Origin of the sequence: Bradyrhizobium tropiciagri, assembly GCF_001189845.1 — a bacterium.
Taxonomy (GTDB): Bacteria; Pseudomonadota; Alphaproteobacteria; order Rhizobiales; family Xanthobacteraceae; genus Bradyrhizobium; species Bradyrhizobium tropiciagri.
This window is the reverse complement of the sequence record NZ_LFLZ01000016.1, coordinates 41,117-63,652: the sequence shown is the minus strand read 5'-3', so window position 1 is coordinate 63,652 and position 22,536 is coordinate 41,117. Positions and strand designations below refer to the sequence as shown.

Sequence of the window (22,536 nt, the reverse complement as noted above, 5' to 3'; positions counted from 1 at the left end):
ATCACTTTCTAGGTTGTCAGATTGCGGCGAGCGCCTTGTGCAGATCGCGGACAATGTCGTCGACGTCCTCGATGCCGGCGCAAAGCCGGATCGAACCGCCAAATATGCCCGCGGCCTCGCGCTTTTCCCGTGGAACGGTTGTGTGTGTCGTGGACACGGGATGCGTCACCAGTGTGCGCGCATCTCCAACATTGGAAACGTGATACATCAAGTCGACGTTCTGGATGAACTTACGTCCGGCCAGCTCGTCCTCCACCTCGAACATGACCATTGCGCCGTGCCCATATGCCGGGTTTAGCGTCTGGTCGACGGTTTCCCGATCGGCGCCTTCGAAGAGCCCCGGATAGAAGACACGGCGCACCTTTGGATGCTTCTTGAGAGCGTCTGCGACGACCCTAGCGTTGGCGCAGTGCTGCTTCATGCGAAGCGGCAGCGTCTCAAGCCCCTGGATCAGTTGGAAGCTCGCAAACGGAGCGATCGCAGCCCCCGTATCGCGCAGCCAAGTCATGCGAGCCTTCAGCAGAAACTCGCTTTTTCCAAGATCGTCGACATCCTGCAGCGCGCTGCGCCAGATAATCCCGCCATGCGCCTCGTCAGGACCGTTGAACAACGGAAAGCGGGAGGCCCCGCGGTAGCTGAACTTGCCGTTGTCGACAATCAGCCCGCCCAACGTGGTGCCATGGCCGCATATGTATTTCGTCGCGGAGTACGTCGTGATCGCAGCACCGAGATCTGACGGCCGGCATACCAGTGGCGTCGTGGTATTATCCACCACCAGGGGAACGCCGTACTTCCGACCGATCTCCGCCAGTTGCTTGACCGGAAGCGGAATCAGACAGGGGTTCGAAATCACCTCTCCGAATAGGCATATCGTGCGATCATCGATGGCACGTTCGAACGTCTCGGGCCTTCGGGGATCCGCCGTCCTGACGCTGATGCCAAGACGCTTCAGCGTGTTATGGAGCAGGTTCCAGGTATTGCCATACAGATATGGCGAGGCGACGACATTATCCCCGACCTGCCCGCTTGCCAGGTTGACGATGGCAAGGAAGGTTGCCGCTTGCCCTGATGCGACGGCGAGCGAATCCCTTCCCGTATCGACCGCCGCATACCTTCTTTCCAGCGCGCGGGTCGTCGGATTGATGATCCTTGTATAGGTGAACCCATCAGCCTTTACGTTGTAGACATCGGCAATGTGGTTCAGATCGCCATCGAGTTCATAAGCCGTGTTCTGATATATCGGCACGGCCACAGCCTTCGTCACCGGGTCGCGACGGTAACCTGCGTGCAGAACGGCAGTCTCGGGGGACCATGGCACCTGCGCGCCCGCTGCCACGCGAGGCGGCACCTTGACGAGGGCCTGGGATGTCTCCTGAGCGGATATTGGTCGCGCTGCCGCACCGTGACCAGGGCGGAAGTATGTCCGGAAGGCGCAACCCAACTGCTGAATCCAACCGGATTGAATTTCCCCGATGCAGCCGATCCGGAAACTCCGCGTCGCAATGTGCAGCTTGGAGTAGATGTAAAGGTTGTGGCTCGCCAGGTGGCGATACAGCCCATCAAATGCTGCCTGATCCGCCATCCCCGACGGCGCAACGAACGCAACGCAGACCGGCGACTGCACGTTGGCGGCTAGCAGCGGGGAGACCACTCCTTCGAGTTCCTTGAGGAGATCGTCCCTGACCTTCTCATACCTGCGGCGACGGGCAGGAATGCTCTCTTCCTCCAGGATCTCCAGTGCCCTGGTCGTTGCCTGAACGATATGGGTGGGAGGTGTCGAACGCCATTCACCTGTGCGCTCCAGCGAGAGCCATTGGTCTCTCACGTCGAGCACAAATGACCTCGGCTCTTGAACCGCTTTCTCCAACAGTTCGCGAGAGGCGATGACAAACGCTACGCCCGGAGGCCCCTCTATGCACTTGTTGCTCGACGTAACCAGGACGTCAGGGCCACCCTTGCTCAGGTCAATATCGATGCCGCCAAAAGAACTCATCCCGTCGACGATCGTCTTCACGCCACGCCGCCTCGCCTCCTCCACGATCGCATCCAGCGGATTGACGATGCCGGTCGTGGTCTCGCAATGAACGAAACACAGGTGCGTAACGCCGGGATTTCGGTTCAGATGCTCGCCGATCTCCTGAGGATCCAAAGGGTCGGTCGCCCGCTTGGCAAGCGTCTGCGCTTCGACACCCCATAGCCGCAGCATCTTGTATATGCGCTCGCCATAGATGCCGTTTATGCAAACGAGTGGTTTGTGGGCTGAAGACACGAATGTTGACAGAGCGGCTTCCATCGCAAAAGAGCCGCCTCCCTGAATCGGGACCACCGAATAGTCGTCGGCATTTGCCAGCAAATTGAGGATCAGCCGCCGCATGCGGGCGGTCACTTCCTTGAACTCGCAATCGCGCGATGCAAGGTCAAGCTGCATTTGGCTCCTGACATCCAGCGATAACGACAATGGACCAGGCGTCAGCAAAGAACGCTGTCTTGTCACACTATTCCCCCTCAGTTGTATTCATCGATGCATCTGGAGCAAAACCGCCCCAGGAAGAGACGGCGAGCGCCGTTCAAGAGCTTTGAGCCCTGCGCGAGAGAGCCCGGGTGCGCTTCGGATCGGCCGCTTCGGATCGGCAGTCGAAGAAGCTGCCCAGGGACAACCTGCACATCCAGTCGCGGATGCGAAGTGATGTCTCGCAAGGCTCTTGAGCTGTCATTCAGATCTCCCAACAGTTCGCATTATGACCGCCCGTCGAACCCCATTTGGCGCGACGCGCCACTCTGATCCGGCCATACGCATCCCGCAGATTTGAGCGCGAGTGTCGGCTTGTCGCCGCGCGTCGACAGTCCAACCGGACGGCTTACGCGCGCCACTCCGGCAATATTGAAATCGGATTAGCAGTGCGCGTCGGACCGTGGCGGCCGGCCCGGATCCCGGCACGGCGCATTTGATGATCGCCGCTTCCTGCGTGAGCCTAAGACTTGAGACATTCGCACACTGTCGCTCGTTGGAGGTTTTTGTACGCTGACGACCCTCGCCGTCTATTTTTCAGATCGTACAACTTGACGTTAGGTGCGTTTCAACCCTCTCCGGAATTTTCTGGTGTGAATTTTTCCTGACGTACGCGTCCACCTTCGGGAGACTAGACGACCTGTGCGGAGATTCTCGGACGAGCTCCGTAGTCGCCTGGGGTTCAATGACGCTGTCGGAATTCACCTGAGCTCGATGGCCACGGACAGGTGAGCTAGCCTGCTCCGCCCGCTGTTGCGTGCGCGGCGTTTTGCCACATCGGCAAACCGATACATGGGTCTGTTTGCGTTCGATGGAGCGTCCGGAAAGCGGACTTTGGAACGAGACGATGAGCGCATGGCCGGATGGCGAAGAGTAAGCAGCTTGCGCGGGCTCGAAGGCAGGTTTTCTGACAGAACGATGATGGTCTAGAACGCGGGTTGCTTAGGAAATCGCTTGTTGATTAAACCTCCTGAGAGCCGCACGTTTGGATCGCAAGTCATGCGCGGTCTATCAGCAACCGACCGCACGATTTCCGTCCTGTCTGCCTAGTGTTCTGTCCCGTAAGTTCGTAGCATAATTATTGCATTGGTTTCGGGTATCCTGATCGAAGGAGATACCCGATGCGTACCGGACGGCCGAAGGCGACGCTGACGATTTCGAGTGACGAACGTACGCAACTCAAGGCCATCACGCGGTCGCGCTCGCTCCCTGCGGCGCTGACGCTGCGGGCAAAGATCGTGCTGGCCTACGAACGTGAGCCGAGCAACGCCGTCGTGGCGACGCGGCTTGGTGTCGCCCCTCATACGATCGGCAAATGGCGCAATCGCTTCATCCCAGATCGGATCGAGGGACTCTACGACGAGATGCGTACCGGCAGGCCTCGCACGGTTGAGGATGAGGCGGTGGCCGAGATGATCACCAAGACACTTGCTCGCAAGCCCAAAGCCGCAACCCATTGGAGCGTGCGCGCCATCGCCAAAGAGACGGGCATTGCCAAGAGCACCGTTCATCGCTTGTTCCAACTCTTCGGGCTGCAGCCTCACCGCACTCGCAGCTTCAAACTCTCGACCGATCCCTTCTTTGTCGAGAAGCTGCGCGATGTGGTCGGGCTCTATCTCAATCCGCCTGACAAGGCCGTGGTGCTTTGCGTCAATGAGAAGAGCCAAATTCAGGCCCTCGAACGAACCCAGCCCATGCTTCCTATGGGGTTCGGCTACATCGAAGGCGTCACCCACGACTACGTCATGGCACAACCACTCTGTTCGCCGCCCTTAACGTGCTCGACGGCGCAATCATCGCTCAATGCAAAGCCCGCCATCGTCGCGGGACAGAACACCAGGTCGCCCGTGCCACGTTCATGTGGGGCACCTCGGCCGTTTCGAGATGGCCGGGCCTGGCTCGGCGCGTTTGAATTGTCGGACGAGGTTGATACGACAGCACTGAGCAGGGCGAGCTTCGCCTGGCTCGAGGGGTGTGCCCACTCGAGGCGAAGAGACTGTTCATACCGATCAGTGCGCGCGATATCGACAATCAACCTTGTAAGCGGCAAGGTCACGGTTGCGCTCCCATGACCTTGGCCGGTATCCGGTCCGCGCTCGCCTCGCCGCAAAGATGGGCATGCAGCGCGACCACGCATTGATCCGCGCTCCTGTTATTACGCTTTCCCGGGACGATGGTAAGATCGGCAAGTTGATAGAACGGTTCGCGATCGCGGATCAATTGAGTGATCTTGTCCTCCCGGTCCTCGGTCTGCAACAGCGGGCGGGTGGTGTCACGAGCAAGGCGCTTCCTGATCTCACCCGCGTCGGTATTGAGCCAGATCGAGACCCCTTTCTCGGCGACGCGGCGCCGCGTCTCCTCACGCATGAACGCGCCGCCACCAGTGGCGAGCACCGTGGGTCCCCGCTCGAGACACTCCGCGATCAAACTCGCCTCGAGGTCTCTGAAGTACTGCTCCCCTTTGGTCGAAAAAATGTCCGTGATCGACATGCGAGTCATCGCCTCAATCTTTTTGTCGGAGTCGATGAAAGGCAGCCCTAGTCGTCGCGCAAGATGTGGGCCAATAGTGGATTTGCCGGAGCTGGGCATGCCGACGAGCACGATCGGCCGGCCGTCGAGGGCCGCGACAGCCTCCTTTGCGGTCGGTGATCGCCCTGTCGTCCCTGTTTGTTGGGCAGATCGCAGCGCAAAGGCCGCGCCGACGCCGGCTGTACGCGCCCCTTCGATTGAAAAGTGGGCAATGTTTCTGACACCCTCCGGGATCGCAACTTCTTTGCAGACCTCGCGCGTGAGCTGCGCGAGTTGCTCCATCTTGGCGGGATCCGGTGTATCGCTTCTGCTTCGTCGCTGGAGTTCCTTATAGGTGTTGTGATTGGCCATTTTGGCCTTGTAGCTGCCCGGCGTATGAAACTCCGCCTCGAAGTGGTAACCATCCGGCGTGGCGAGCACAGTCTTGATGCCGACAAAGGTCGGAGCGTTCATCCTGAACCAGTTTGCTGTGCTGATTTCGGTGTAGCCTTGCTTCTCAAACGACAGAATAGCTTTCCGGAAGGCCTTTGCAAAATCCTTATCGGGCACTTCGAAGACATGGCGCACGGCGTTGCTGATCAGCTGTGAGGCGCCTTCGGGGACTTCATTCACAACCATAAGCTGGTCTCTGAGGGAGCTTTCTGTCTTCAATCGACGGCCGAGATGGGGCATCTTCACATCGATGCCCGTTTGTCGGAGATCCTCGGCAACCTGATGCGCCGCTGCAGTGATCGCTTTCTCTTCGACTGCGGCGCGCGCCACCTCGGTTTGGGCGCGCTCCGAGGCCAGTTCGCGAGTTAGCGTCAATTTGATGGCAGTATCCTCGGCAGGCTGCCGGTCAAAGGGGCGAGGCAGAATCCCTTTCTCCGCAGCAAGATTGATCGAGGCCTCCATGATTGAAGCCGCCAATGTGGGATTGTCCTTCAAATCCTCCAAAGTCGTGTCGACATTGAACATCCCGTGATTGAGGGTCGCCGCCATGCTCTTGACATAGGGCACCGACTTCAGGCCTGGCGCCTGCTGCAGGAGGCTCTGGAGCCTTTGGCTTTTCTTCATAAACAGCTGGACGCTGGTGTCGGATTTAAAGGCGTCCGTTCCGACCTTGATGCCGAGGCTCAAGAGGTTGCCTGCGCTTTGCACGAGGTCATCGGCAATGTACCCATCCGGCCGTGGACTGATGCGCGGAGGATAATTGTCGAGCAGGGCCTGGATACGCTCGCGCGGGTGAGTGGCAGCCGGATAGGTCTCCGCCAGGTTTGGGAAAAGCTCTGCAAGCGCCGGGCTCACCGTCAGCTTGGTATCGCGCGCGCTTTCGACCGTTTCGGGCAGCACCTGCTCATCCATGCTTGCTGCCCATGCCTCAAGGTCGGTGACGAGGAACTCGGCAATTTCGTGGGCGACTGCATGATCTGCAAGCTTGATCTCGGGCCTCGCTCTATCGAGCATGTGCTCGACATCCTGGGCGCTCACCTGCTCCTGGGTCAGCAATTGACGGATGTCGCGATGAAGTTCGTGATGAAACCCCTCGAAAGTTCCAAACACTGCGCGCTCGGCAAACCAACGCCGTGCTTGATGGGATTGCGCCAGAAAACTCCGCTGCAGGCCGCTATAAGTCTCCAAAGTATCCCGCGTCGCCGCGAGGATCTGGCTGGCACGACTGAATTTGTAATCATTGCCCTCGATTGCCGGCGTATGCGACTTTGGTGGCTTGAGCGAGCGAACCCCGCGGGCTTGCTCCTTGTCATCGAACAGGCGAACATGCTCATAAAGCTGCGGCCGGTCACCGACGATCACAATCGTATCTCCGTCGAAATCGCCGTCGAGCTTTTTCTGCTCACCGGTCGGGACGGCGACCAACGAGCCCGGAGCGAACACCTCGGTCGCCTGCAGGATGCCGACGCAGTCGACCAGCGTGTCCGCCTTGACGCGGTCCTTGCGCTCGGTCCAGTTCGAATGGCACTTGACGTCCTCAGCCGACATCACCAGGCCACGATCGGCGTAGTCGGCCGGCCACAGCTCGTCCGGCACCACGATCAGAACGCCTTTGGCAAAGAAGCTCGGATCGTCGGCCGCCAGTTGCTCCCGCGACTTCTCAGCGACGCTGAAACTGTATTGCATGGCCACGCATCTATCGAGGAATGCCGCAGTCGGATCCCCATCAGCGGCTGACTTGACGCGTTCGTGGGCAAGCGGGCGCAGGTTGGGATTGTCATAGGGAGACCGCCCGATCAGCACGCCCCCCGTTCCCGTCAACGTCTCGCTCTTGCGCTGTGACACATGGAGATAATCGTCACTGGACGGGACGGCAACCGCGCCGGAACCGTCGATGTGGCCTGCTGTTACCATACGAAACAGATGCTCGCCTATCAGGCTTTCTCCTCCTCTGCTCTCCAGCCAAGCCTTGGCTTTCTCGCGCGCCTCGCCCGCCACTCGCTCACTACGCGGATAATGTTGCAGCGCCGAGGCCGGTACGAACGATCTGCTTGCTTCGCCATAGGCCGGCATCCGATCGGGACCTTCCTTCGGGCCGGCACGGCGAACGGCGAGCATACGCTCGGCGAGTGAGGCCTTGATGAAGCCACAGCCGTCATGCGGTCGCAGAGCAATCGGGCCTTCCGGTCCGGTCAGTCTGAAGGGATGCGCCTCGTTGGCCGGGCGGTCTGGCGCCAGCAACAGCTTGAAAGCGCCCTCGAGCGCGTAGTCGTGAGGGCCGAGATCCTTGATTGCGGGGGGCGCCGCAAATCCCCTACGCTGAGTGTACCAATAAGCCTCTTTGAAGGGCGCCCAGGCGCGCATCAGCTTCTCGAAAGACGTGCCCGGAGCTGTTTCGGCATAGGGAATGGCGAGCAGCTTTCCTCCCGAAGGTGCTATTGCCGGCTTAGCTGGAGCATGGGCGGCGATTTCGAGCACGGTCGGTTTTGGTGCCTTCAACTTGCTGCCGCCGAACAGGTCCATGCGGTAGGGCACCCCCTTATACGTGAACGTGCGCGCCAGCATGAGGCCGCTCGGCTTTGCTGGCAGCTGGACGGCGACCACCTCGATCGCCCCTGAGGTCAGCCGATGAAAGATCGAGTATCGTGTCTCGGGATCCGTGGCCAGCGGCCGTCCCTGCATGTCCACCACCGGCAACCGCATCAGACCAGCCTTGCCCTGTGGGGGCCTCGGCTCGTGATCCATGGCTCGCAATACCTCGTGAACATCGAATATGGACGCAGGATATTTGTCCTGGATCGTTGCGGCGTTCTGCTCGACGAATGCGTCCAGCGCATCGACCGGGCTCTCTGCCTCGATTTGCGCGATCAGGTTCCAGCTCATGTTGGAAAGATCGCCCTGGATGAGGTCGCGCGTCCTGGCCAGGGTCTCTTTGGTACCGTGCCGGAGCTCTTGCTGCCTCTTGCGCAAATCGGCCTTCTTGCCCTCGATATCCGGTCGCTTGAACATGTTCGCCAGGACCGCACGAGCTTTCATCATCTGATAGATCGAGAGCGCAGGACCGCGACTGGCGAGCGGCCCACGGGTTCGCTCTTGCGCGCTTGCATTGAAGTGCGCCGCAATCTTTTGCTCCACGACCGGCTGGAGATCGTTCAGCAAGTGGAGAGCCACTCTGCGGTGCCAGCGCAGGTGCGCGCTGCGCGCCAGCGGCACCAGCGCGGCACAGAGATTGCCCATGGTTTCGAGGTTATTCTCAGCGGCAAAACCAGGGGCACGATGCAGTTCGTTGAGCCGATCCAACCCGGTCGGGGCGAGTGACCCCAGATCCTCGAACAGCCGAGCCTTCGCCAAGGCCTTGAAAATGCTGGCTATGGTCCGAACATCGCTCTGCTCCAGCCGATCATTGTCATAGTGAAGGTGATGGGCCAACTGATGCAAACGATCCTTCAGCAGAGCGGTCTCTGTGATCTCGCCCGCCTCCTCTCCTCTCACGATACTTCGCCCCAGGGCATTGGCGATCATGCCGAACTGAGGCGTCGTGAAGGTACCGAAGCGTTGGCCTGCCCGGCCTAGTCCGCGTGCGACATCCACCAGGGCCCGGTGACACGCTGCGTCGTCGGGCCACTTGCTGAAGCCATTCATCAGATGTGCCATCTGCTGCGGCGTGAAATCGGAGAGCGGGCGGCGACCGACCTCACCCGCGATTGCGGCCGCGGCTTGGCAAGTGTCCGGGTCTTCCGACCACTTGCTGAATCCGTTCACCAGATTCGCCAGCGCCTGCTGAGTAAAATGGGAGAGTTGATCGCCACGGCGACGGACCTCACGAGCGATCGCGACCGTCGCTTGGCCCGCAGATGCTTCTTCGGGCCATTTGCTGAAACCGTTCGCCAGGTTCGCCAGCGCCTGCGGGTCAAAACGCAAGAGCTGGGACGGCACCTGACCGCGATTGCGACGGCAGCCTCGCGACAGCCCACCGCGTCCGGCCATTTGCTGAAACCGTTCACCAGGTTCGCCAGTTCCTGCGGGTCAAAACGCGAGAGCTGGGACGGCACCTCACCGGCGATGGCGACGGCAGCCTCGCGACAGCTCGCCGCCGAGGAATGTCGGCCGAACGATAATGCAAACAGAGAAAGAGCGATGGGATCAATTTGCTTCATAAGCGCCTTGTCGAGGCGCGACATCCGAACCGCTAAGGCCTCGCAGGCTCTTGTGCCGGCCTCCCCTCCAGCTTCCCGGCTGACCACATTGCATGTCGTGGCGTATCCCCACGAGAACCGGATATTTTCCTCCAACTGCGGCACAAATCGAGCATCGAAACGGGCAGCTGCGGTTTGCAGAAAGTCTGAAAGATCCTGCCTTCCCAGCTGCTTGCCGTAACGTACAACTGCGCGCGAGAAAACGCTGATGTCGCGAGTGCTGGCGATTTCCCTTAAGGCGGCATTTAGTTCATCCGAACGTCTAGAATGCCTTTCCGGTGTTCCAACTTGGACGTTCTGCAGGGCAGCATTGTCGACATGCGACCTTCCGGTTCGGCCACTTCGGTCAGAGATGGATTGGCCATGCGGCGCCAGCCTGCCTGTTTGCGGGCGGTCAGTGGTCCGATCGGCGCGTTGCCGGTCACCATCCGAAGCCGATGGAGTAATTTCCAGATTGGCTGCGCCACGATCAGGTCCATGGGCTCGCTCCGAGCTCCCAGGCTGGAATGGTCGCGCAGGCGCATCGCCGACGTACCACCTTCCTGGCCTACCACTTCCCTCAGACACGGACTGCGTATCCAGTGGGCGTCTGCTCGCGTGCGAGCTTTCAGCCTCTCGATCGTCGCGCCAGAGCTCCTCGCCACTTTGACGCGAGAAGCCTGCATCTCGCCTTGGTCTCTCACTGTGCGTTCTATAAGGTCTTTGCAGGCCCGGGGTTTGGACATTCTGGATAGGCGCATCGTGGACGCGCCCCCCTTCTGGTCGATCCGCTTCGTGCGACGGGAGAGGTCGCCCTAGCGGGCTTTCCGTCTCTGGATCATCGCGCGGCAGTTCCCCATCAGTTCGCGACGAGCCGGATTCCGGCAAGGAGCGCAAACGACGACGACTTCCACCGATTGCGGCCTGCAACGCGACCCCGAGGAGCCGATGTGCACCGGAGGAGGGAGCAGCAAATCGGCCTGCACCGCTGTCGCGCTGCATGCTGCGAGAATCGGATGGACCTGAATCCTGAAGCTCGGACCGCATCCGATCCACAATGGAACCGAACGATGGCCCCTCTTCACTAGGAGCACAAGCCGGTTTAGCGCTAGAACCGTGAGCGCCTCGACCTTCAGCGGCACCAAATTCCGAAATGGGCGACTTGTCGCCCTCGTCAATGCGTCTCATTATCTTTATCCAATGTACCTGGATGCCCTGCCCTGACGAGTGCGACAGCCACTTGTCGGCTCGACCGCTATCCTCGTGGTCTGATGAGCTACCGAATGGGTTCGCCGAATCAGCGATCGCCAAACACGCGAAGCTCTTTGAATTGCATGCTCCCCTTTAGGCACAAGAGACTTCGAGCTCGCGGTGAACGCAAGCGGAGCCAAGTACGTCCCTTTTTCGCTGCCCATTTGCTGACCGATCGCCGTGATTCCTGCGCCCTTCGATTGCCCATCGGCAACGCGACAGGCGTATTGAAGACTGACAATGATGTGCCCATTCCGATCACCTAGAGGCTGGCTCGCGATCAGTATCGTGTATGGTGCAGTCGAGCGACGGACAGCAAGCGCAACTCCGATTAGAGCCCGCAAACCGAAAGTAGAACATAGTACAAAAAAAACCGTTGCTTCATTCGTCAGTGCTTTCGCGGGCATGTCTGCGCGGACTGTACAACTTGACGCAGGGTCCGATTCAAGCTCTGCGCTCTATGTCGCGTGAGTGGCACTCCTGAACTTTCGTCGCTCTTCCGTCATAGGCTTTGCGGCGACGCGCACCCGAGCCAAGCTCGACTCTGTTGGATGGCCAACGGCGCTCGCAATTTGAGAAATCGACGGAAGGCCAATACCTCGGTCAAAATCAGCTATGAGCCCATCGCGATCGAAGGTTTTGCGTTTGTTGACTGCCCCACCTAACGCATCCTCGATGCGTTTGCTTACGAACAGCTGACGAACTCCAGCAGGATCCAGGGAACCCACGGCGAATGCATGATTCTCCGGTCTTAGCGCGAGTGGTCGCCGGCTTAGGCAGATGTTGTGGGAGAGCGTTGATGACTGCCTGATGATGAATCCACAGAGCAAGTTCAGGAGCACTATCGTCGTTTGCAGGATCACAGATCGAAAGGTTCGAAAAACGCGACGCTTGCGAGATCTGATTTGGCCGCGACGGACAATGCGACAACCAGCATCGTCGAAATTCTCTATGCGGGCGCTGATCGCGTCAATGAGACAATGACCGGTTGCTATATGAGTCTATTGCGACCATTCCTTTAATCGTAGATCATCGAGTTGCGCGTACTGAAAAGAATTATCGATCACGTAGGTCATTCTGCATTGGCGCATATCGACGCTGGCGCGCTCGGACATGATGACGCGATCCGCGTCCGGATCGTACAATGCGTTTTTCCCCCGAAAGCTTGTTCCTGCTTTTCGTTTGCGGTAAGCACATAAGCCGCTGATCGAAAGATCAAATGCAATGGCGACGGATGTGATTTTTCGCTAGCGGTTGGTCCTTAGTGCTACTTCGAAATCCGAGATCTCGTCTTTTACAATGGCCGGCGTCCCCACTCGAGCCTTGACGGGGCCACCCCGGATCAAGCTTACTTCAGCCCGCTGCCGTTCCGCGCGGCAGCTTAACTCGGCAGAAGCTCCACTTATCGACGCGGAATTGCTGTTCAGACAACCGAGGCCAGCTCTGACCCCGTTCCGGATCGAAGATGGTAGCTGCCGCAGATCAGTCGGTTTTCGGCGTCGTAGCCATGGTGAAGGTGCCATCGAACGTCAGATTGCCGTTGGCGTTGTAGGTCGGCGTGACCGATCCAAACGCGCTGACTTCCGTGTCATTGCTTAACGAGCCGCGCGTGGAGGTCCGACACGCTCGCCTGCCAATTCTGCAAGTTTTTCGTGCCGCCTTCTTGCATCATCTCCTGCGTTTCCGAGTCCTTGGCGATCCGATCGACCACTCTAACCGCCAGCTGCACGAGGTCTCTAGTGTTCTGTCCCGCAAATTCGCTGACAAAGTCGCGCGAGTTTCTGGAGAATGGAGTCGGCAGTTGCGGTCCAGACGAAGGGGCGAGCATCTGCATTGTGGGTGCGGATAAAGCGGTCGATTTTTTTGGACGAGGTCGGCGGTGGAATCGAACGATCCCCGCCGGATCGCACGTTGGGTGATGAGCGCGAAGAAGCGTTCGACCTGGTTGAGCCAGGAGGCGTAGGTTGGCGTGAAGTGAATGTGCCCACGCGGGCCTCGGGCGAGCCAGGTCCTAACCTTGGGATGCTTGTGGGTGGCGTAGTTATCGACGACGAGATGGATGTCCAGTTGGGGCGGCACGTTAGCTTCGCTGTGGCGCAGGAAGGCGAGGAACTCCTGGTGACGATGGCGGGGTTTGCATTGAGCGATGATTGCGCCGTCGAGCACGTTAAGGGCGGCGAACAGAGTGGTTGTGCCATGACGCTCGTAGTCTGGGTAACGCCTTCGATGTAGCCGAACCCCATAGGAAGCATGGGCTGGGTTCGTTCGAGGGCCTGAATTTGGCTCTTCTCATCGACGCAAAGCACCACGGCCTTGTCAGGCGGATTGAGATAGAGCCCGACCACATCGCGCAGCTTCTCGACAAAGAAGGGATCGGTCGAGAGTTTGAAGCTGCGAGTGCGGTGAGGCTGCAGCCCGAAGAGTTGGAACAAGCGATGAACGGTGCTCTTGGCAATGCCCGTCTCTTTGGCGATGGCGCGCACGCTCCAATGGGGTGCGGCTTTGGGCTTGCGAGCGAGTGTCTTGGTAATCATCTCGGCCACAGCCTCATCCTCAACCGTGCGAGGCCTGCCGGTACGCATCTCGTCGTAGAGTCCCTCGATCCGATCTGCGATGAAGCGATTGCGCCATTTGCCGATCGTATGAGGGCCGACACCAAGCCGCGTCGCCACGACGGCGTTGCTCGGCTCACGTTCGTAGGCCAGCACGATCTTTGCCCGCAGCGTCAGCGCCGCAGGGAGCGAGCGCGACCGCGTGATGGCCGTGAGTTGCGTACGTTCGTCACTCGAAATCGTCAGCGTCGCCTTCGGCCGTCCGGTACGCATCGGGTATCTCCTTCGATCAGGATACCCGAAACCAATGCAATAATTATGCTACGAACTTACGGGACAGAACACTAGCCGCTGCGCTCGCGCTCTGTCGAGTACTGCCTGTTTGCTACTCTTGCATGGTGACCCACTTGGCACATGAATTGCTGCGAACCTTATCGGCTTGGCTGTTTATCTTCACGCCCCCCAAGGCGGCCAAGCTGGCGAAGCAAACTTGGCGCGGGTGGCTCCTTCAAACACCCGCGCCTTCTTTCCGAAGCGCTGTAATGGTGGAGAGTTTCGACAACAGACGCGCTGAGAAGATCAACACCTGGCCCGTAGGAGGCATTAGAATGCATGCCGGTTTTGGGTGGTCGAAAGGACAAATCGAAGCTCGCCTGTTACTTGCGGCGAATAAGAGCTTGCTCGTGCGCCAGCCCCTCACGATCCTTCACGGGGGTGTGCCGTAGGGCGCGGCCTCAGATTCATTTCGGCTCTCCAGGAAGCGCTTTACTCAGCCGATTTCGAGAAGCGCGTCTCACCTGAGAAAAATTCTCGATGACACGTTTTGTTGCTCACCCACGCGGCTCAAGAAGATTGATTGGTTCACTCGAGCCTGATTCCAACTGTTTCCCTGGGCCGTGGCAACAAACTGTCGAGAGGCAGTTCGGGTGATCGTTGACGGACCCGGTGAGAACACCGAAAATGGGATCAGCGGTTATAAGTCAGCGCTTACAGGTTTCGGCCATGGAGGGGATGACAGCGCGGTGTTTGGCGTCGCTGTCAGGATCTACGAACGATACGCTCTTCCGTGAACTCGATCGGGCGGATCGCGCGCGGCGGCGCTATTGTCGAGCTCGATTCGGCCATCTTCGACGAAGCGCGTCACGCCGGCCCAGCGTGAGAGCGCGCATCAGATTGCGTCCACCAGCTTACTCCTTGGCTGATCAAGCCGAGTTTTGTTCGCAACCATTTTTTGGACCGCGTCGTCTAGCGGCCAGACAACGACAATCCACGCCTTGATTGCAAAAGACCGGCCCACTTGTGCTCTGTCCTGTAGCATCAGCGACATTATGTTCGTGCGAAGGCGGGCTTGCTGCTGACGAGGCCTGGTGTCGGCGTCATTTCATCAGCGCTTCGACCTCTGCTCGAAAAGCGTGGCGCGAGCCGTCTCGTGAATAGAACATGTGGCCTCCCGGAAAAACGACAAGTTTGACGCGCGGTGTGGAGGCAAATGGCGGCAGCTGATCGAGCACGATCTGTGATCCGAAATATGGCGTGGCCAGGTCAAACAGCCCGTGCGCGACCAGCAATTTCATATTCCGGTCCGTCGCCAAGATCTTGCGCAGCTCCGAAACTGACTCCGGAGGGCTGCGGCCGAAATCCCAGGCCTCCCTGACCTTGCGATTGGCCAGTTCATAGGAGCCGTCCGGCCGCCAGCCAAGCTTGCGCGTAAGGAGATCGACGGTGGCGCTGGTCAGAGGCGCCACCAGCGTATCGCTTGAGGGATCGCCTGAAAGCTGGAAATCGGAATCCGGATATGGATCGAGGCCACGCACAGAGGCATCATACCTGCCGATTAACTTGCCATTCTTGCGGTCGAACTCACGGCGGAATTCGGCGACTTCGAAACGTCCGGCGAGCCGACGGCTGACCGCTTGGTCGATGCCGGCCAGCACCGCGACCTTGTTGGCCAGACGCGTAGTTGCTTCCTTGTCGGCCTGGCCTTTGATGAGATCGACCAGAAACTCGCCGCGCGCATAAGCTTCCACGTCGGCGAGATCGGCTCGGTTTACCGAACCTTCGGCTTCACGCAGGGTCGCGACATAGCTGGGCAGCGTGGCGACGTACTGCAGCACGCTCCTGCCGGCGCTGTAGTCGAACACTGGCGAGACCATGATCAGGCCCCTGACGCCTATGCCCTGCCGCATCTGCAACTGGTCGACGACCTTTGGCCCACGAATGCCGCCATAACTTTCACCCGCGATGTACTTCGGCGACAACAGCCGGTCATGCTTTTCGAGCCAGCGACGGATCACCAGCGCGAGCGCGTTGACGTCGCCCTCAACGGAATAGAGCCACTTGCGCGCGTCATCGCCGGTCGCCGCGAAACGGCTATAGCCGGTGCCTACAGGATCGAGAAACACCAGATCAGTGAAATCGAGCCACGTTTCCGCGTTTGGACTCACCTGCGGAAATGTCGATGGCGTGACCTCGTCAGCATTGATCGGCAGCCGCCACGGTCCGGCATTGCCAAGCTGCAGCCACGCCGAAGATGAGCCAGGTCCGCCGTTGAAGAAGAATGTAACCGGGCGCGTGCCGAGATCAGTGCCTTCAAGCTGATAGGAGGTATAGACGATATCGGCCTGCGGCTCACCCTTATCGTCGAACAGGCGGATGGAACCAGCGGTCGCGACGAAAGAAAGCGTCCGCCCAGGCAGCTCAAGCGTGTGCCTGGTGCTGGAGTCCGGCGGCAGGCGATGCTGCTCGGACAGCGACGACATGCCCAGGTTTTGCCCGCCACCACCCTTCTGGCCGGCCGGTATTGTGACCTGGGCGGGCGACGGATTGTTGGCCCAAGCGCTCCCCATCGCCCCAGAGGCAAACAGGATCAGCGCAAGAGAGGTGAGACCCGGAGCGGTCAATTTCATCGCGTTTCCCCAGCCCGGCGCGGCCCTTGGTGCGCGAGGCGTGTCTGTCAAAAAGGCCCTAACCACTAGCTCATGCAGCTGAACAACAAAGCTACCGAATCGAGTAGTCGTCACCATCGCCCGAGACGCAAAGCCCGTCATTCCACACACTTCCAAGACGTGCCCGTCACGGTTTCAGCAAAGCGCCCCAAGAGGGCGCATGGTCGTGCGTGTGAACTTTGCGCACAAAGCGAAGCTGTGGCTGTCAGGCAAGTCGTGATCGACGACAGGCGGAGCAACTGCTTCGAGAGTAGTTCGAGAGCCAGGCCACATCCGTGAAGCGCATTGTCGATCTGTGTGCTCAAGAGCAATCGCAGTATCCGGCCCTTGGATGCCAATCAGCCCGCTGATTTACGAGTAGAATGTCGGCGCCGCGTCACGCCATCATGGCAATGTGGCACGGCCGGCGACGATGCCAGACAAGTCAGCAGCGACCCAGACTACCTGCATCTCGACCGGATGAGCGGCCCGATGACTGGGCGCGGGAACTCTTCCACCGTGGCGGGCCAATGGGGATCAGCAGCAGCTGAGGAATATCGGTCGAGTTCCATGCCTAGGCAAGCGCGGACGCCGCCGAGCACCGGCCACATTGCTCGGCATCCATAGTGCTCTTGCATTGGCGTTTCAGCGCCCTCGACTACCTCGGCGCACGTTTTGGACTGCCGCCACAAGCCGCAACCTCCGCCCAACAATCGGCAGTCTCATAAATCCGCACACTCGCGCAATTGGGAATGCGATCAAAGAACCAACGGGCGATGATCTCGGCAGTTGGGTTCTCCAGTCCGTCGACATCGTTGAGCAGTCGGTGATCGACGAGCTTCAGCAGCGGCTCCAGCTCGGCATCCATTTCAGCGAAATCCTTCACGAATCCTCTCGCGTCTACCTCTCCGCGCATCACCACTTCCATACGGTAGTTGTGGCCGTGTAGGTTCTTGCATTTATGGCCATCGGGGAGATTGGGAAGGCGATGAGCTGATTCAAAACTATAGGTGCGGCCAATGAGCGTGATCACTCCATCATCGTCGTTCATTCCGTAAGTCCCTCGCGCCAGCAATCTGCTCCGCAGAAAAGGGCCTGCTAACTCTCGCCGGCTCTTCCGTATCAGATTGACGGAGCAATGCCAGCCCGAGCAAGGCCGAGAGCGCAGAGCCGAGGCCCGGCAGTATCAGCGTGACCGCGTAACCTAATCTTGCCACGGCAAACCCACTCGCCGCGAAGCCCACCAACGCTGACGCCGACATTACCGAAGTCAGAAACGTGACATCTGTGCCCGCCTTGCCCGGCCGGGCGAGCCCGAGAAACCAGTTCGTGAACGTAACATGCTGAACAGCGAGTGCCGCGAACACGATGCCGACGCTCACGACGGCGCTTACGCGAACGCTGACGTAGCGATCAACCATCGCAAGTGCGCCGAAACTTATCGCCATGACTGCGCAGCCCCCGATCAAGCCTCGCTGCGGTGCCATTCGGCCGATGATGGCGCTGGTCAGCGGCGCTACCAGCGTGTAAGTCAATACGTTCGAAAGCGCTCCGATCCATCCAATATCTGCTGCGGCGAAGCCGAGGTCAACGAGTCGTAACTGAACCGTCGCGAACGCCACAGCGATCCCGATAACCGCCGGCGCGATCAATGCGGCCGTCGTCCACAGGCCGTGGTAGCGAAAGATCGCGGAGATCGAGAGGCGCTGCGTCGAGCTGCATCGGTCGCTGCGTTGGAGCGGTTCAGAAATAGCGAACACCCAACCAGCGAAAACGGCTAGCAGCATCGCCAAACCCAACAAAGCTGGACGCCAACCGACCATCTCGATCAATTGGAGGCAGACGGCGCCGCCGATGACATGGCCGATGGCCCGGCCCCAACCCAGCAGCGCTGCGCCGAGCGGCCGTTCGTCGGAATCGAGAGCTTCGGCTATGTAGCCCAAAGTCGCGATCCGCTGCGTGGCAGCAATGGTCGCAAGTACCAGGGAGACAAGAAAAAGCGATACGAAATCGGTCTTTGGGTTCAAGAATGCCATTGCTGCCAGCACAATGGTACTGGCGACTTGGGTCAACAGGATCCACGAACGTCTCAGCCCGAGACGATTGAGGCTCCATCGATCCACCACCGGGGCCCAAAGGAAGTTAACGGTGAATGCAAAGAAAGCGGTGCCGTACAGGCCGACTAGTTCCAGGCTGGCACCGTTGCCCCGAAGGATCACAGGAATAGCCGAATAGATGAACGCGATCGCCAGATACTGCTGACTAGCCAACGCAACCATCCCAATGAGTGGCACGTAACGATTTCCCATCTGCCTATCCTCCCGAAATCGATTTTGCACGTGCCTTAAGAGAACGGTTTGAAAAGACAGCGGCTAGCCGTTATCAGTTCGGATCAGACCACACTCAATGAATGCACACCGCGCCCGCCTGCCCTTCATCTTGTTGCGCCCAGTTGCCTTCCCAGTAGACGGCGCTGTCGACGTCACATTGGCAAGCAAGGCTCCCTGACGGACGCCGATCGTAGCCATCGCTGACCCAGCGCGTCTCCAGCTCCTCAGAGAGGTCGACAGCGTCATCGCTGGTTAGAAATCCACGGTCCGAGCAGAAGGTGCACTTGCCCGTGGCGTTATCCTCTCCAAGGGTCGCGCTTGCCGGCGGCAAGGCCAGCGCAGCAGCGACAACTGTTCCTGCCCGCATCATCACGTCTTCACCACGCGTTCGTGCAATCGGGTAATGGCATCGAGCGCCGACAGGATCGCTCCCTCCTGCCATGGCAGCTGCGATGCGTGCTCGCCCGCCAGCGCGATGCGGCCGTCGATCTGGCACAGATTGCGGTAGTGCTGTGCGCGGGCGGCCTCGGTCCACTGGCCGGCGCAGCCGAGCGTGAACGGCACGCGATGCCAGGCCACCGCGACGCCGTGCTCGAATTCGTTCCTGTATTGCGGATGGATTGCGGCACCGAACTCGACTGCGCTGGCGACCCGCTCGGCCGGTGTCATGGCGGTGAACTCGAACGAATTGGCGCCCCCATGCATGTAAGCGCCGAGCAGGATGCCGCGGCCGCCACTGTTGAAGCCAGTATTCGGGTAGGCGATCTGCTGGATCGGCAGGTCGGTGTAGCTGATGCCTCCATAGATCGCGTCGTCCTCCTCCCAGAAGCGGCGTTTGAACTGCAGCCCGATCTTCACCGAGGCTAGGTAGGGCAAGGAATCGATCGCATTTTTCATCGGCCCGCCGACATCGATCGGCAGCTGGCTCAGGATCGACAGCGGGATGGTGCAGATGCACCAATCCGCAGTCGCCTGCTGCACGGCGGGTGGACTGGCGGTGTCGACATAGCTCACAGTGACGCCGGAGCTGCTCTGCTGGATTTGCGTCACCTTGGCGTTATAGCGGATGAGATCGCCGACCTCGCGCGCGAAGGCCTTGCCAATCATGTCCATGCCGCCGACCGGCTGGAACATGGTGGTCTGGAAGTCGTAACGCGCAAAGATCTGCAGATAGCGCCACATCCGCGACCGCAGCAGCTCCTGCAGCGAGATCGGATCGCTGGGCAACGGATCGGGCATCAGGCCGCCGCCGGGATCGTGGGCATAGCCGCGAAACTCGGCGGAGCCGAGGTTGGCATTGTATTTGTAATCGCGATCCAGCGCGCCCCAGTCGCGCAGCGACTGCAACAGGATCTCCTGGTCTTCCTTGTCGACGAACTCGTCGAGCCTGCCCTGCTGGCTGACCTTCGCCAGCAGCTCGGCCACCCCGCCCTGGAAATCCGCCTTGATGCTGCGAAAGCGTTGCGGCTTGCCGTCGAATGCGCGCGTCGCGTGCAGAAAGGCGTTGTGGTTGAGCTGGATGAAGGGCTCCAGCGTGACATTGAGCCGCCCGCAATAATCGAGCAGCGCCCGGTGGTGGCAGGGAATTCGCCACGGGCCGGGATTGAGATAGAGCCCCTGCTCGAACTGGCAGGTCTGCCTGAAGCCGCCGAGCTCGGTAAAGCTGTCACCGCCGCGGATCGACCAGTTGCGGCCGCCGGCGCGACTGTTGAATTCCAGGGTCTGGACCTTGTAGCCAGCCTTGCGCAGCTCCAGCGCCGCCGTCATGCCGGCAAGCCCGGCGCCGAGGATCAGCACCGAGGTTCCCTTGACGTCGCCCGCGAGCTTCAGCGGTCCCTTGTAGGCGGACGCCGATGCGAAGCCGAGGCTCATCATCGCCTGATACATCGCCGAGCTGCCAGCGATGGTCCCGATCAGCGTGAGCAGATCCCGCCGCCTGATCCCAGATTCATTCTGCACCGTCGTTCACCCCTCCAGCTCGTGCGATCAGTTTCAAAAACGTGCGCACGCTGCTGTGCAGACTGGTGGCGCTGCCGCGGTGCGCCTCCGAGATCGTCTTCGATTGTCCCATTCCCACATTGGTCGTGTACCGCGTCGATCGTCGTCGATAAAAAAATAGCTATCTATCCTCAGTCCTGAGGTAGGCAGGCCGATCCGCGGTCGCTTCAAATGCAGGAGCTGGTCAGTACACCTGAGTTGATGAACCAACGTCCGGTCACCTCTAGCGACGATTAGCGAGCCGTCGATCAGAGCTCGACGCGTCGAAGACGCGGACGTTTCGTTCCTCGAGGCGCTTGCCGGACATGTAAAGCCATTCGACGGAAAACGAAGCAGTTGATCACTTGGCACGAGCCCCTTGAGCGACTTCTTAAGCATTCGACTGAGCCTGTGTGCACCAGCAAGAGCGATGCCAACATTTCACGACATCGAAAGGCGGAGAAGCGGACTAGCCCAGATGTGTGGCAGGCCAGACGATGACTGATGTCCTCAGAGGTGTTGCCGCTCTATCATTGGCGACTTTCGAGCTCAATATTGGAGGTTTCTGGCTCTAGTCGCACAACCAAGCCACTCCACCGGCGATTGCGGACACAGCGAACCAGTGGAGCGCCGGGACTGACCGCGCTTGGCCAGAGCGCAAACTATTCGCAGTTTTGAACGCCTGCGATCGGTTATTTCGACGTCGCTATTGCGCCGGTGGTATTGAACCCGACATTGTTCGATGTCAAACGCACGGAGCCAATGACAGCGAAGACGTGCGATCATTGGTTGTATGAGTTCACCCCGGCTTGAGCGGCTTTTCGAGTCCTTGCCAGCGATAGATCGCAAATGACAGCGCCCAACTGGCCAGGAAGATGCCCACCACGAGATAGCCGAAATTGGCCAAGCTGCCGTTGAGATCGTCCACCGCGCTCCAGAAGGTGCCTTCAAGCGCTGGCGAGCAGGCCAAGTGCCTCGATGCCGCCGATCAGCAACGCCACGACGACTGAGATCGCCGTAATGGTCAGATTGTACCAGATCTTGCGGATCGGATTGAGGAAAGCCCAGCCATACGCGCCGACCATCAAGACGCTGTCGGTCGTATCGACAAGCATCATGCCGGCGGCGAAGAGAGCCGGAAATATCATCACCGTGCTGACGTCCAGCCCTCCCGAAGCTTGACCGGCTGCGACGGTGAAAAAGGCTGATTTCCGTCGCGGTATCGAATCCGAGGCCGAACAACAGACCGACCGCGAACATCTGCCAGCTCGCCGTCACCATGCGAAACAGTGGGCGCAAGAGCCGGGACAGCAAGCCACGACCGGACAGAAGCAGATCGAACTCATGCTCTCCAATTCGTTCGCCACGCCGCGCACGCTGAAAGCTCCGCCAGACATCCCGTAGGATCACAAGATTGATGGCGGCAATCGTCAGCAAGAAGAAGGCTGATGCACCGGTGCCGATGATGCTGCCGACCGCCCGGAACTCCTGGAAACCGCTTTGCAGGGCGAGCGCCGCAGCTGCGATCGCGGCGACCGCTACTGCAACCGACGAGGAATGGCCAAAGGCGAAGAAAAGTCCGACCGCGAGAGGATGCCTGCCATCCTGCATCAGCTTGCGAACGACATTGTCGATGGTCGCAATATGATCTGCATCGACGGCGTGCCGAAGGCCGAGCACATAGGCCAGCAAGGCTGTCGCCAGCAGCGTCGGCCTGTCGGACAGCGCTACGATGGCCCAGGTCCAGGCCAAGCAATTGATAACCAACAAGAAGGCATAGAGCGAGATGACTCGACTACGCGAGGCCGCCGATGCGTCGTCTAAGACAAGCTTTAGATATGTGAACATGATCTTGCT

10 protein-coding genes and 3 pseudogenes are annotated in these 22,536 nt (G+C 59.6%); 1 reads left to right on the top strand and 12 read right to left on the bottom strand.

Annotated features, from left to right (window positions below):
- Nucleotides 1-16: 16 nt before the first annotated feature.
- Nucleotides 17-2,428, bottom strand: coding sequence for a 2-aminoethylphosphonate--pyruvate transaminase (locus AKN84_RS50400; protein ID WP_202814694.1), 2,412 nt, complete (start codon nt 2,426-2,428; stop codon nt 17-19).
- 1,202 nt (nt 2,429-3,630) lie between these two features.
- Between AKN84_RS50400 and AKN84_RS15400 the strand changes: the two are divergent.
- Nucleotides 3,631-4,331, top strand: a pseudogene (locus AKN84_RS15400) (IS630 family transposase); the annotation flags it as partial.
- Nucleotides 4,332-4,561: 230 nt separating this feature from the next.
- Here the strand turns inward: AKN84_RS15400 and AKN84_RS48355 are convergent.
- The 11 genes and pseudogenes from AKN84_RS48355 to AKN84_RS50385 all read right to left on the bottom strand — a co-directional run.
- Nucleotides 4,562-9,457, bottom strand: a complete 4,896-nt coding sequence (locus AKN84_RS48355; RefSeq protein ID WP_244485148.1) for a shikimate kinase — start codon at nt 9,455-9,457, stop codon at nt 4,562-4,564.
- Nucleotides 9,458-9,911: 454 nt separating this feature from the next.
- Nucleotides 9,912-10,145: a hypothetical protein gene (locus tag AKN84_RS49035; protein WP_167351853.1), complete on the bottom strand. Its 234-nt coding sequence runs from the start codon at nt 10,143-10,145 to the stop codon at nt 9,912-9,914.
- Between the two features lie 2,487 nt (nt 10,146-12,632).
- Nucleotides 12,633-13,721, bottom strand: a pseudogene (locus AKN84_RS45465) (IS630 family transposase).
- Between the two features lie 1,103 nt (nt 13,722-14,824).
- A complete protein-coding gene (locus AKN84_RS15365; protein ID WP_162240880.1) occupies nt 14,825-16,354 on the bottom strand; it encodes a S10 family peptidase in 1,530 nt (509 codons plus the stop codon).
- 676 nt (nt 16,355-17,030) lie between these two features.
- Complete coding sequence (gene queD / locus AKN84_RS15360; RefSeq protein WP_050421534.1) at nt 17,031-17,423, bottom strand: 6-carboxytetrahydropterin synthase QueD; 393 nt, start codon at nt 17,421-17,423, stop codon at nt 17,031-17,033.
- Nucleotides 17,410-18,681: an MFS transporter gene (locus AKN84_RS15355; protein WP_050421533.1), complete on the bottom strand. Its 1,272-nt coding sequence runs from the start codon at nt 18,679-18,681 to the stop codon at nt 17,410-17,412. The genes queD and AKN84_RS15355 overlap by 14 nt, the downstream gene beginning before the upstream one ends.
- 94 nt (nt 18,682-18,775) lie before the next feature.
- Nucleotides 18,776-19,072 carry a hypothetical protein gene (locus AKN84_RS15350; RefSeq protein ID WP_050421532.1) on the bottom strand — a complete coding sequence of 99 codons (297 nt, stop codon included), beginning with the start codon at nt 19,070-19,072 and terminating at the stop codon, nt 18,776-18,778.
- Complete coding sequence (locus AKN84_RS15345) at nt 19,072-20,661, bottom strand: flavin monoamine oxidase family protein (RefSeq protein WP_128970845.1); 1,590 nt, start codon at nt 20,659-20,661, stop codon at nt 19,072-19,074. The genes AKN84_RS15350 and AKN84_RS15345 overlap by 1 nt, the downstream gene beginning before the upstream one ends.
- Before the next feature lie 817 nt (nt 20,662-21,478).
- The gene (locus tag AKN84_RS50395; RefSeq protein ID WP_347337338.1) at nt 21,479-21,607 is read right to left on the bottom strand and encodes a hypothetical protein; all 129 of its coding nucleotides are present in this window, start codon (nt 21,605-21,607) and stop codon (nt 21,479-21,481) included.
- A 19-nt stretch (nt 21,608-21,626) separates the two neighbouring features.
- Complete coding sequence (locus tag AKN84_RS50390) at nt 21,627-21,827, bottom strand: HoxN/HupN/NixA family nickel/cobalt transporter (protein WP_347337343.1); 201 nt, start codon at nt 21,825-21,827, stop codon at nt 21,627-21,629.
- A 106-nt stretch (nt 21,828-21,933) separates the two neighbouring features.
- Nucleotides 21,934-22,527: pseudogene (locus AKN84_RS50385) on the bottom strand (HoxN/HupN/NixA family nickel/cobalt transporter); the annotation flags it as partial.
- Between the last annotated feature and the right edge of the window lie 9 nt (nt 22,528-22,536).